The organism is Streptomyces sp. NPDC107522, assembly GCF_055657525.1.
Genome location: NZ_JBVKAU010000006.1, coordinates 570,173 through 582,338, shown reverse-complemented (window position 1 = coordinate 582,338; position 12,166 = coordinate 570,173). Strand labels below are relative to the sequence as shown.

Sequence of the window (12,166 nt, the reverse complement as noted above, 5' to 3'; positions counted from 1 at the left end):
AGGGGTCCGGCACCGACAACCACTACCCGTCGAGGTCCGCGATCTTCGCCGTCGACGGCTCCCGGCGCCGCTGCGCCTCCCGCGCCGTGAAGTCGGCCTCGCGCAGCACCCGCTGGACATTGCCCCAGGTCAGCAGCGCGATGTCGGCTTCTGTCCAGCCCCGGCGCAGTAGCTCGGCGATGAGGTGGGGGTAGCGGGAGGCGTCGGCGAGGTCCTGGGGGTGGGCGGTGCCGGAGTCGTACGCGCCGGAGAGGCCGACGCACTCCGGGCCGGCCACCTCGCGGACGTGGTCGAGATGGTCGGCGACGTCCCGGACGGACGGGCCGGTCTGCTCGGCGGTGAGCGGCACCAGGCACAGGCCACGTGCGGCGCCCAGCACGGCGAGCAGGTCGTCGGGGAGGTTGGCCGGGTGGGCGCGCAGAGCGCGGGCGGCGGAGCGGGCGCACACGACCGGGGCCTTGGAGACCGCGCACGCGCGGCGGACGGTGTCGGCGGAGGCGCCGGAGAGGTCGGCCAGCACACCGAGGCGGTTCATCTCACGCAGGACCTCCTCGCCGAACCGGGTCAGCCCCGCCTCGCCCGCCCAGGAGGTGCCGGACAGGGTGAGGGCGCGCAGCCCGAGCGCGTGCAGGCAGCGCAGGATGGCGAGCGAGTCGCCGAGGGCGGCGCCCGCGGCGGGGCCGAGCAGGACGGCGATGCGGCCGGTGTGGCGGGCGTCGGTGATCGGCCCCGGGGCGTCGGCGAGGCGCAGGCTCTCGGGGTGGCCCCGTACGACGGTCTTCACCAGGTCCAGCTGGTCCAGCGTGGCGGCGACGGCCCGGTCACCGGCCGGTTCCTCGGGCAGGTGGAGCGCCCAGAACAACGCGGTGACGTGGCCTTCGCGCATCCGCGGCACGTCCGTGTCGACGGCGCCCTCGCCGAGTTCCAGGTCGACCCCTGGGAGGTCACGCAGCGCCGACGGCAGTCCGCTGTAGCCGTCGGCGACGGGATGGGCGTCGAGGAGGGCATGTGCGCGGTCGAGGAGGCCGGTGTCGGAGCCTTCGGCCGGGCCGGTGACCGGTTCGGACGGCTCTGCGGGGAGCGGGTCGGGCAGGCCGTCGAGTCCGCCGACCTCGGAGCTGGTGTCCAGTTCGTCCCTGAGGTCTGCCATGGCGGTCTCCGTACGTGCTCGGGATCCTGATCAGCAGTACGGTTCACCGTCGCACGGACCCGGAGCGGCTTCCTGGTGGGCGGTGCGTTCGGGGGTACGGGGGCGGCGGGAGTACGGGGGTGCCGGTCAGCGTTCCCGGGCCGCCTCGATCACCTGGTCCAGGGTGTCGCGGGAGCGGACGAGGTCGGCGATCATGCGGTCGATGCGGTCGCGCTCGGCGGTGAGGTCCTCGACCAGCCGGGGCGTGGCGACGGCGGAGGGGCCGCCGTCGGTGTCCCGCATGCAGGGCAGCAGCTGGGCGATCCTGCTGCTGTGCAGCCCGGCGGCGAACAGCTCCTGGATCCGGATGACCCGGTCGACGGCCGCCCCCGGGTAGTCGCGGTGCCCGCCGGGGGTGCGGTCGGCGCGCAGCAGCCCCTGGGTCTCGTAGTAGCGCAGCGACCGCTCGCTCACGCCGGTGCGCCGGGCCAGTTCACCGATCCGCATGCCACTGCCCCCCGCTCGGTCCGGGCTTGAATCTGACACTGATGTCAGGTTCTAGCGTACGGCCATGAGGCAGACAACGGACTTCCTGGCACCGGCCCGCCTTGGCCGGCTCGAGCTTCCCCACCACCTCGTGATGGCGCCGCTGACCCGCAACCGCGCGGAGGCCGACGGCACCCCGACCGACCTGATGGTCACCCACTACGCCCAGCGCGCCACCGCCGGCCTGATCATCGGCGAGGCCTCGACGCCCAACCCGGTCGGGCAGACGTACCCGAACATCACCGCGATGCACACCGACCGGCACACGGCCGGGTGGCGGCGGGTGACCGAGGCCGTGCGGGCGGGTGGCGGGCGGATGTTCCTGCAGCTCCAGCACGGCGGGCGGGTCAGCCACCCGGCGACCACCGGTCTGACGCCGGTCGCGCCTTCCCCCGTACCACTGCCCGAGACGATCTTCACGCCACGCGGACACCAGCCCGCCGTCGTCCCCCGGGAGATGACCGCGGACGACATCCGGGCCACCGCCGCCGACTTCGCCGCAGCGGCCCGGCGGGCCGTCGAGGCCGGCTTCGAGGGCGTCGAGGTGCACTCCGCCAACGGTCATCTGCTGCACCAGTTCCTCGCCGGGAACACCAACCGCAGGACGGACGGATACGGCGGGCCGGCGCGGCGGAGGGTGCGGTTCACGGCGGAGGTCACCGAGGCGGTGGCCGACGCGATCGGCGCCGACCGGGTGGGCGTACGGATCTCCCCGGGGAACACCGTCAACGGCATCGCGGAGGACGACACCGACGTCCTCTACCCGGCGCTGGTGGCCCGGCTGAAGGACCTGGACCTGGCCTATCTGCACCTCGTGCACGCCGACCCGGACACGGCGGTGTACCGGCGGATCCGCGCCGACTGGCCCGGCGTCCTGATCGGCAACCCGGTCCTGCCCGGACTCACCACCGAGGCCGTCACCCGGGCCACCACGGACATGCTGGCCGCCGGGGCCGACCTGGTCGCCCTCGGCAGGCCGTTCCTCGCCAACCCGGACCTGGTCACGCGGCTGCGGCTCGGGGCACCGCTCAACCCGGTGCGGGACAGGTACCTGATGTACACGGGCGGGGCGACCGGCTACACCGACTACCCCGCCCTCGACGATCAGCCGTCCAGTCCGTCCAGTTCCTCGATGGTCGCGTTGGACGGCCCCCGCGTCGCCTGAAGGTCGCGGGCCACGTCCTCCGCCGCACCCAGCACCCGTACGGCGTTCTGCCAGGTCAGCTTGGCCAGGTCGGGCTTCGACCAGCCGCGGTCCAGCAGTTCGGCGATGAGGTTCGGGTAGCCGGAGACGTCGTTCAGACCGTCGGGGGTGAAGGCGGTGCCGTCGTAGTCGCCGCCGATGCCGAGGTGGTCGACGCCGGCGACCTCGCGCATGTGGTCCAAGTGGTCGGCGACCGTGGCCACGGTGGCGACCGGGCGCGGGTTGCTCTCCTCGAAGGCGCGGTGCACCTTCATCGCCTCGGCGGTCGTGTCGAGGTGGTGGAAGCCGTGGGCGCGCATGTTCTCGTCGGCCGCGGCCGTCCAGTCGACCGCCGCCTGGAGCACGAACTTCGGCACGAAGGTCACCATCGCGATGCCGCCGTTGCCGGGGAGGCGTTCCAGGACGTCGTCGGGGATGTTGCGGGGGTGGTCGCAGACCGCACGGGCGGAGGAGTGGGAGAAGATCACCGGGGCGGTGGAGGTGTCCAGCGCGTCGCGCATCGTCGTCGCCGCCACGTGCGAGAGGTCGACCAGCATGCCCTCGCGGTTCATCTCCCGGACGACCTCGCGGCCGAAGGCCGACAGGCCGCCGACGTTCGGTTCGTCCGTCGCCGAGTCCGCCCACGCGATGTTGTCGTTGTGGGTGAGGGTCATGTAGCGGACGCCGAGCGCGTACAGCGCGCGCAGCGTGGCCAGGGAGTTCGCGATCGAGTGGCCGCCTTCGGCGCCCATGAGGGAGGCGATACGGCCCTCCGCGCGGGCCGCCTCCATGTCCGCGGCCGTCAGCGCGGGGCGCAGGTCGGCCGGATGGCGCGCCAGCAGCTGCCGTACGCAGTCGATCTGTTCGAGGGTGGCGCTGACCGCCTTGTCACCGGCGTAGTCCGAGCGGACGTACACCGACCAGAACTGCGCACCCACGCCGCCCTCGCGCAGGCGCGGGATGTCGGTGTGCAGGTGAGCGGCCTGGTCGGTGGCGATGTCTCGGGCGTCGAGGTCGTAGCGGACCTGGGAGCGCAGGGCCCACGGGAGGTCGTTGTGGCCGTCGACGACCGGGAACTCGCGCAGGAGTTCCCGGGCCGCCCCCAGCGAAGCGGAGGTCATCGGCGTCACTTCCCCGCGCCGAAGCCGAACCCGCCCGCTCCCTCGACCTTGGCGCGCAGCCGCTTGCCCTTCTCGGTGGCCTGGTCGTTCAGGTCCTGCTGGAACTCGCGCATCCGCTGCAGCAGCTCCTCGTCGTGGGCGGCGAGGATGCGGGCGGCGAGCAGACCGGCGTTGCGGGCACCGGCGACCGAGACGGTGGCGACGGGCACGCCGGCCGGCATCTGCACGATCGACAGCAGTGAGTCCATGCCGTCGAGGTACTTCAGCGGGACGGGGACGCCGATGACCGGGAGCGGCGTGACGGAGGCCAGCATGCCGGGCAGGTGGGCGGCGCCTCCGGCCCCGGCGATGATCACCTTCAGTCCGCGCTCGGCGGCCTGCTCACCGTACGTGATCATCTCGCGCGGCATACGGTGCGCGGAGACGACGTCGACCTCGTACTCGATCTCGAACTCGTCGAGGGCCTGGGCGGCGGCCTCCATGACGGGCCAGTCGGAGTCCGAACCCATGACGATGCCAACAACGGGGCTCATTCGGTGATCGTGCCTCTCAGGTAGCCGGCAGCGTGACGGGCGCGCTCCAGCACGTCGTCCAGGTCGTCGCCGTAGGTGTTGACGTGGCCGACCTTGCGGCCGGGCTTCACGTCCTTGCCGTACATGTGGATCTTGAGCTGGGGGTCGCGGGCCATGCAGTGCAGGTACGCGGAGTACATGTCCGGGAAGTCGCCGCCCAGGACGTTGACCATGACCGTCCACTTGGTGCGCGGGCGCGGGTCGCCGAGGGGGAGGTCGAGGACCGCCCGGACGTGGTTGGCGAACTGGGACGTGATCGCGCCGTCCTGGGTCCAGTGGCCCGAGTTGTGGGGGCGCATCGCCAGTTCGTTGACGAGGATGCGGCCGTCGCGGGTCTGGAACAGCTCGACGGCGAGGTGGCCGACGACGCCCAGTTCCTTGGCGATGGTGAGGGCCATCTCCTCGGCCTTCAGGGCGAGGGCCTCGTCGAGGTCGGGGGCCGGGGCGATGACGGTGTCGCAGACGCCGTTGACCTGCTGGGACTCGACCACCGGGTAGGCGACGGCCTGGCCGTGCGGGGAGCGTACGACGTTGGCGGCGAGCTCGCGGACGTAGTCGACCTTCTCCTCGGCGAGGACCGGGACGCCTGCCTTGAACGGCTCGGCGGCCTCCTCGACGGAGTCGACGACCCAGACGCCCTTGCCGTCGTAACCGCCGCGGACGGTCTTCAGGACGACGGGGAATCCGTCACCCACCGCGCCTTCGGGAAGTCCTTCGCGCGCGAACGCGGCCACGTCGGCCGGGTCGCTCACGATGCGGTGCCGTGGGCAGGGCACGCCGATCGCGTCGAGTTTCGCGCGCATCACACCCTTGTCCTGGGCGTGCACGAGCGCGTCGGGGCCCGGGCGTACGGGGATGCCGTCCGCCTCCAGGGCCCTGAGGTGCTCGGTGGGTACGTGTTCGTGATCGAAGGTGATCACATCGCACCCGCGCGCGAACTCGCGCAGCGTGTCGAGGTCGCGATAGTCGCCGATGACGACATCGCTGACGACCTGCGCCGCGGAATCCTGAGGGGTGTCACTGAGGAGCTTGAACCTGATGCCCAGCGGGATGCCTGCCTCGTGTGTCATACGAGCGAGCTGGCCCCCGCCGACCATGCCGACTACCGGGAACGTCACGCCCCTAGGGTATCGGCCACGCGGGGGCGACCCTCTTACCGGACTTTTCCGGGGCTCTTCCCGACCTGTTCCCGACCTATGACCTCGCGCACAGGCAATCGCCGAGGGGGGTGGTTAGCATGGCTGGGTTGACGAAACCGATCGGCACATGACCGACACATCGACCGACAGGAGCCTTCACGACCATGGGACGTGGTTCCTCGGGGCTTCATGCGGCGCCTCCGGTACCTCGCAGTGCCGTTCGGCAGCGCTTCGACCGGCTGGTGCGTGAGGTCGCCAAGTTCGGTGCGGTGGGGGGAGCGGGGCTTCTGGTCAATCTCCTCGTGTTCAACCTGGTGCGGCATGGGACCGACCTCCAGGTGGTGCGGGCGAGCGTCATCGCGACCGTCGTCGCGATCATCTTCAACTACCTGGGCTTCCGGTACTTCACGTACCGGGACCGCGACAAGGGTCGCCGTACGAAGGAACTGGGACTGTTCCTGCTGTTCAGCGTGGTCGGTCTGGTGATCGAGAACGGTGTGCTGTACGCGGCGACGTACGGGTTCGGCTGGGACAGTCCGCTGCAGAGCAACGTCTTCAAGTTCCTCGGTATCGGGATCGCGACGTTGTTCCGGTTCTGGTCGTATCGGACGTGGGTGTTCCGGGCGCTTCCTTCGTCGGAGGGGGAGGCTGTGGCCGGTGCGGAATCGTTCCTGAAGGGGCGGCAGCCGGAGGCGGAGAAGCCGCGGGTCGGGCAGCGGGTGGGCTGACCTGCCTGGTGCCGGTTGCGGGCCCGGGAGTTTCTCGCCCCCGCCGCCCCTATCCGTCCCGTCCTCCAGGGGCTCCGCCCCTTCGGCCCCGGTCCCTGAGGGCCTGCGGCCCCCAGACCCCGCTTCGGCCCTGAAGGGGCCTTGTCCTCAAACGCCGGACGGGCTGGGAAATCCTTCCCCTCAACGGTCACCTGACCGTCGGACCCGCGTCCTGTGTCGGCTTCTTCGCCGGGGGTGTGCGGGAGAGGAACAGGGCGATGACCGGGGGGTTGGTCTGGAGCATTTCCAGGCGGCCGCCGTCTGCTTCCGCGAGGTCTCGGGCGACCGCGAGGCCGATGCCCGTGGAGTTGCGGCCGCTGATGGCGCGCTCGAAGATGCGGGCGCCCAGGTCCGCCGGGATGCCCGGGCCCTCGTCCGTGACCTCGATGACCGCCTGGTTGCCGGTGACGCGGGTGCGCAGCGCCACCGTGCCACCGCCGTGCATGAGGGAGTTCTCGATCAGGGCCGCCAGGACCTGGGCCACCGCACCCGGCGTGCCGACCGCCTGGAGGTGGCGCTTGCCCGAGCTGACGATCGCCCGCCCCGCGCTGCGGTAGGCCGGGCGCCACTCGGCGAGCTGCTGCTGGATGACCTCGTCCAGGTCGAAGGTGACGGCGGAGCCGTTGCGCGGGTCCCGGGAGTTGGTCAGGAGGCGTTCGACCACGTCCGTGAGGCGCTCCACCTGCGTCAGGGCGATGGTCGCCTCCTCCTTCACCGTGTCGAGATCCTCGGTGAGGGTGATCTCCTCCAGGCGCATCGAGAGGGCCGTGAGCGGGGTGCGGAGCTGGTGGGAGGCGTCCGCCGCCAGCCGGCGTTCCGCCGTCAGCATGCGGGCGATGCGCTCGGCCGAGGAGTCCAGTACGTCCGCCACACGGTCCAGCTCCGGGACGCCGTACCGCTTGTGACGCGGACGGGGGTCGCCCGAGCCGAGGCGTTCCGCCGTCTCCGCGAGGTCGGTGAGCGGGGAGGCGAGGCGGTTGGCCTGGCGCACCGCCAGCAGGACCGCCGCGATCACCGCCAGCAGCGCCACCGCCCCGATGATCAGCAACGTACGGCCGACCTCCCGCGTCACCGACGAACGCGGCTCCTGCACGGTGACCGTCTCGCCCTCCTCGCCGGTCTCCTTCGCACTGATGACCTCACCGGTCGGCCTGGTGCCCACCTCGATCACCGGCTTCCCCGGGATCCGGATCTCGGCGTAACGATCCCCCTGGATCTGGTCGCGCAGCACCTCCGCGTCGACGGTCTCGTCCCCGAGCAGCCGGCTGTCCACGATGCTGACCAGCCGCACCGCCTCGGTGTCCACCCGTTCCTGCGCGGTGTTGGTGATCGTCCGCGTCTCGACGATCACCAGTGACACGCCGAACACGGCGATCACGACGAGAACGACCGCGAGGGTGGACTGGATGAGACGGCGACGCACGGGACGATCCTTAGGGCCGGTAACTTCACAACGACCAGTACGGCAGCGCCCCTGTAGGAGCGCGGGACCTCATCGATCTGCGGCTCCGCCGCGCGGGCGCGACCAGCCACGACGGCGCAGCAGTCGCACACTGGGCGAAGGTCCCACGGCGATGAGGCGCCGCCTAACTCTTCTCGAACCGGAAACCCACTCCACGCACCGTGGCGATGTACCGAGGGTTGGCCGCATCGTCCCCGAGCTTCTTGCGCAGCCAGGAGATGTGCATGTCGAGGGTCTTGGTGGACGACCACCACGTCGTGTCCCACACCTCGCGCATCAGCTGGTCGCGGGTGACCACCCGCCCGGCGTCCCGCACCAGCACCCGCAGCAGGTCGAACTCCTTGGCGGTCAGCTGGAGTTCCTCGTCCCCCATCCACGCCCGGTGCGACTCGACGTCGATCCGCACTCCGTGCGTCGCCGGCGGCTGCTGCGGCTCCGCCGCCCCGCGCCGGAGGAGGGCCCGCACACGCGCGAGCAGTTCGGCGAGCCGGAACGGCTTGGTGACGTAGTCGTCGGCGCCCGCGTCCAGGCCTACGACGGTGTCCACCTCGTCGGCGCGCGCGGTCAGGATGAGGACCGGCACGGTGTGGCCCTCGGCACGCAGTCGCCGGGCCACCTCCAGGCCGTCCATGCCGGGCAGACCGAGGTCCAGCACGACCAGATCGATACCGCCCTGCATTCCAGCGTCGAGTGCGGTGGGTCCGTCCTCCCGCACCTCGACCTCGTACCCTTCCCGGCGCAGTGCGCGGGCCAGCGGCTCCGAAATGGACGCGTCGTCCTCGGCGAGCAGTACACGGGTCATGAGCTGATGGTAGTCCGCCCATGACAAGAGCTGGGGTGTGATCGGACGCCTTGATTCTTACCGTTCTTGGGGGCGTCTCTTACCTTCCGGCGCTGTGGTACAGACCTATGCCTAAGAGGTGCGATCCTGGAAAGGACCTTGGAAAGGGTGCCTGCGGTTCCCCCGACACCTGTGATCCCTGTCTCAAGTCCTTCCATATCCGGCAGTGTCCTGACGTATGGTGAATCTACGCCTGTAGCACTGCAGGGACCTTCGGCGGCACTTGACGCTGAGGGTCTCTTTTATGTGCGCGTGAAATGGAATGACCTGTGGCCGGGCCCCTGAATGCGGGGGCGTGGATCCCGGCGGTCGCCGTCTTCCGCTCCGAGACCCGGAGCGGGACTCCCCCGGGCGTGGGACGGGCGGCCGTACCCGCCGGTGCCGGCCGCCCCCCACCGGGCGCGTGACCGTTCGCTGTCGTGCGCGTCCCGACCAGCAAGGATCGACCATGGCGTCCAGCCTGACGAAGGACTCGGCCAACCCGGGCACCCCCGGCACCGAGAAGACCTTCTTCGGCCACCCCCGCGGTATGGCCACGCTTTTCATGACGGAGATGTGGGAGCGCTTCTCCTGGTACGGAATGCGCGGCATTCTCGTCCTCTACTTGATCGCGGGCGTCCTCGACGGCCCCCTGGCGGGCCGGGAAGCCCTGGCCGCCTCGATCTACGGCGTCTACAACGCGGTCGTCTACATGGCCGCCATGCCCGGTGGCTGGGTCGCCGACCGCCTCTGGGGCGCGCGTAAGGCCGTGCTCGTCGGCGGCATCGTCATCGCGGCCGGCCACTTCACGCTGGCGATCCCCGCGGACATCGCCTTCTTCTGCGGCCTCGGCCTGATCGCGATCGGCACCGGTCTGCTGAAGCCGAACATCTCCGCGATGGTCGGCGGCCTCTACGAGGGCCAGCCCAGCGCCCGCCGCGACGCCGGCTTCACCCTCTTCTACATGGCGATCAACATCGGTGGCATGGCCGCCCCGCTGGTCGTCGGCTACCTCGGCGAGAACGTCAACTGGCACCTCGGCTTCGGTGTCGCCGGTGTCGGTATGACCCTCGCCGTCGTCCAGTACGTCCTCGGCGGCCGCCACCTCGGCGACATCGGCAAGGAGCCGGGCACCCCGGCCTCCCCGGAGGAGAAGCGCGCCGCGCTGCGCAAGGTCGCCCTGTGGGGCGGCATCGCCGTCGCCGCGCTGGTCCTGGACATCCTGCTGGGTACCTACGACATCGAGCACATCGTCAACGTGCTCGCGATCCTCGGCATCGTGGTCCCGATCGTCTACTTCGTGACCATGTACCGGAACCCGGCCCTGGCCACCGAGGACAAGCCGAAGATCCAGGCCTTCGCCTGGTTCTTCGCCACCGCCGTGCTGTTCTGGATGATCTACGACCAGTCCGGTTCGCTGCTGACGATCTTCGCGGACGGCAAGACCGACCGCATGATCGGCGGCTGGGAGTTCCCGGCGTCCTGGTACCAGTCGGTGAACCCGGCCATGGTCATCGTGCTCGCCCCGGTCTTCGCCGCGCTGTGGGTGAAGCTGGCCCGACGCGACCGTGAGCCCAGCACGCCCATGAAGTTCGCCCTGGCGATGCTCCTCATCGGTGGCTCGTTCGGCATCATGGGCCTGGCCGGCGCCGCCGCCGCGAACAGCGACACGGGCAAGGTCACCGTCTTCTGGCTGCTGAGCGTCTACCTGGTGCAGACCCTCGGCGAGATGTGCCTGTCGCCGGTGGGCCTGTCCCTGTCGACGAAGCTGGCGCCGAAGCAGTTCGTGGGCCAGATCATGGGTCTGTGGTTCCTGGCCACCGCCACGGGCAACGCGCTCAACGGCTGGACCACCAAGCTGAACGCTCCGCTGGGTGACGCCGTGTACTACTCGATGTGGGCCGTCATCGCCGTGGCCGCGGGGCTGGCGTTCATGATGGCCGGGCGGAAGATCCGGGCGCTGATGGGCGACGTGCGCTAGCGCTGTGCTTGGGCCGACGGGGCCGCTGTGATCCGGGTGGATTGCAGCGGCCCTGTTGGTTTTGCCACTGTGCGCGGTTCCCCGCGCCCCCAAGAAGCGTTGGTCAGCGCATCCTTCGTTTCGGCATGAAGGTGAACACCGCACCTCCCAGTAGCAGCGCCGTCCCTGCTACCAATCCCAGCGCCTTCAGGGACCCACCGTCCTCGGCGCCCGTCGCCGCGAGGCCGCCGTCCGTCGACGAACCGCCCGCGGAACCGCCGGTCGAGCCGCCGCCCGACGCGCCGCTTGCCTGCTCGGTCGTGTCCAGGGTCAGGGACACCTCCGTATTCGTCGGCGTGCACGTCGTCGTCGTGCCCAGGGCCTTCACCGTCAGGACGCCCGGGGAGAGGGTCGACTCTCCGCTGGCCCCCGGCTTGTAGGTGCCGGTGAGGTCCGGGATCTCGATGGGGTCGCCCGCCTTGATGGCCTCGGAGTTGGTCGGGCCCTCGACGTGGACCGTGCCCTTGTCCGCACCGCCCAGGACGACCTCCATGGACGGCTTGACGGAGTCCTTGGGGATGTCGGCGGGGCTGTCCATCACCGACTTCTTGAACTGGACCGTCAGGTCGAAGCTGCCGCCGTTCTTCTTGGCGTTGATCTGGACCGGCGAGGTCGCCTCCTTGTCGCCGATCGGCGTCTTGCACTCGTACGGGACCTGGACCTCCTTGCCCGTGAAGTCGGTCTGACCGCCCCCTCCCCCGGTGCTCGTACCACCGTCGTCCCCGCCTGTCTCGCTCTCACTCGGCGTCGGCGCAGGAGTCGGGCTGGACGACCCCGTCGGCAGCCCGGTCGGCACGCTCGTCGGCAGCGTCGGCACGACCGTCGGCAACCCTCCCGTCGTACCGCCCGAGCCCCCGCCCGCGTCCGTCACCTTGATCGTGGCCGCCGGCTTCACCGTCTCCTTGGGCGTGCACTTGGTGTCCGTCGAGATCGGCTTGTTGACGTTGATGTTGTAGGCGTCCGGGGTCAGGGACACCTCGCCCGGTGCCGTCAGCTTCAGCTTGCCCTTCATGTCGGACAGCTTCATGTCGCTGTTCTTGGGGATCGGCGGGTTCTGCCGCGGGCCCTGCATCGCGATGTCGGCCGTCTGCGCGCCCGCCGCCTTCAGCGTGCCCGTCGGCTGGACCGTGTCCTTCTCCAGATCGAGGATGTCGGGGTTCTTCGACGCCGCCTGGACGAACTTCCAGACGATCTGCACCTCGTCGCCGACCTTCGCCTCCGCGGGCGCGGTGATCTCCACCTTGGTCGTGCCCTGGACCGGCGGCAGCCCGGAGATCGCGGGCGGGATGCACTCGGTCGCGTACGACACCTCGGCCGCCTGCGCGGGCGCGGCGGCCACGCCGAGCAGCACACCGGCGCCGCCCAGCATCAGGGCGACGCCCGCCGCGCCGGCTCTCCGAGGGCTAC

General features: G+C 70.6%; 11 protein-coding genes. 3 read left to right on the top strand and 8 right to left on the bottom strand.

Annotation, left to right across the window (positions count from 1 at the left end; genetic code table 11):
• Positions 1 to 22: 22 nt before the first annotated feature.
• A complete protein-coding gene (locus ACZ7L6_RS22960) occupies positions 23 to 1,150 on the bottom strand; it encodes a dipeptidase (protein ID WP_471926708.1) in 1,128 nt (375 codons plus the stop codon).
• 126 nt (positions 1,151 to 1,276) lie between these two features.
• On the bottom strand, positions 1,277 to 1,636 hold the full coding sequence (locus tag ACZ7L6_RS22955) for a MerR family transcriptional regulator (RefSeq protein ID WP_471926706.1): 360 nt from the start codon (positions 1,634 to 1,636) through the stop codon (positions 1,277 to 1,279).
• Positions 1,637 to 1,700: 64 nt separating this feature from the next.
• On the opposite strand from ACZ7L6_RS22955, the gene ACZ7L6_RS22950 reads away from it, so the two are divergent.
• On the top strand, positions 1,701 to 2,840 hold the full coding sequence (locus tag ACZ7L6_RS22950; protein WP_471926704.1) for an alkene reductase: 1,140 nt from the start codon (positions 1,701 to 1,703) through the stop codon (positions 2,838 to 2,840).
• Here the strand turns inward: ACZ7L6_RS22950 and ACZ7L6_RS22945 are convergent.
• The 3 genes from ACZ7L6_RS22945 to ACZ7L6_RS22935 are packed head-to-tail and all read right to left on the bottom strand — an operon-like array spanning position 2,780 to position 5,669.
• Complete coding sequence (locus ACZ7L6_RS22945; RefSeq protein WP_471926702.1) at positions 2,780 to 3,979, bottom strand: dipeptidase; 1,200 nt, start codon at positions 3,977 to 3,979, stop codon at positions 2,780 to 2,782. The two genes, ACZ7L6_RS22950 and ACZ7L6_RS22945, sit on opposite strands and share 61 nt — an antisense overlap.
• Before the next feature lie 5 nt (positions 3,980 to 3,984).
• Complete coding sequence (purE, locus tag ACZ7L6_RS22940) at positions 3,985 to 4,512, bottom strand: 5-(carboxyamino)imidazole ribonucleotide mutase (RefSeq protein ID WP_471926700.1); 528 nt, start codon at positions 4,510 to 4,512, stop codon at positions 3,985 to 3,987.
• Positions 4,509 to 5,669, bottom strand: a complete 1,161-nt coding sequence (locus ACZ7L6_RS22935; protein WP_471926698.1) for a 5-(carboxyamino)imidazole ribonucleotide synthase — start codon at positions 5,667 to 5,669, stop codon at positions 4,509 to 4,511. Before ACZ7L6_RS22935 ends, purE begins: the two co-directional genes overlap by 4 nt.
• Positions 5,670 to 5,854: 185 nt before the next feature.
• Between ACZ7L6_RS22935 and ACZ7L6_RS22930 the strand changes: the two genes are divergently transcribed.
• Entirely contained in the window at positions 5,855 to 6,418 is a 564-nt protein-coding gene (locus ACZ7L6_RS22930; protein ID WP_471926696.1) for a GtrA family protein, read from the top strand.
• A 187-nt stretch (positions 6,419 to 6,605) separates the two neighbouring features.
• Here the strand turns inward: ACZ7L6_RS22930 and ACZ7L6_RS22925 are convergent, their stop codons facing one another.
• Together ACZ7L6_RS22925 and ACZ7L6_RS22920 are read right to left on the bottom strand one after the other, a co-directional pair.
• Positions 6,606 to 7,880 carry an ATP-binding protein gene (locus ACZ7L6_RS22925; RefSeq protein WP_471926694.1) on the bottom strand — a complete coding sequence of 425 codons (1,275 nt, stop codon included), beginning with the start codon at positions 7,878 to 7,880 and terminating at the stop codon, positions 6,606 to 6,608.
• Between the two features lie 163 nt (positions 7,881 to 8,043).
• On the bottom strand, positions 8,044 to 8,721 hold the full coding sequence (locus ACZ7L6_RS22920; protein ID WP_107905766.1) for a response regulator transcription factor: 678 nt from the start codon (positions 8,719 to 8,721) through the stop codon (positions 8,044 to 8,046).
• 487 nt (positions 8,722 to 9,208) lie between these two features.
• Here ACZ7L6_RS22920 and ACZ7L6_RS22915 point away from each other — a divergent pair, with 487 nt between their 5' ends.
• A complete protein-coding gene (locus ACZ7L6_RS22915) occupies positions 9,209 to 10,720 on the top strand; it encodes a peptide MFS transporter (protein ID WP_471926691.1) in 1,512 nt (503 codons plus the stop codon).
• A gap of 103 nt (positions 10,721 to 10,823) precedes the next feature.
• Here ACZ7L6_RS22915 and ACZ7L6_RS22910 read toward each other — a convergent pair whose 3' ends face one another.
• Positions 10,824 to 12,128 (bottom strand): hypothetical protein, encoded by a 1,305-nt coding sequence (locus tag ACZ7L6_RS22910; protein ID WP_471926827.1) that lies wholly within the window; start codon positions 12,126 to 12,128, stop codon positions 10,824 to 10,826.
• Positions 12,129 to 12,166: the final 38 nt, after the last annotated feature.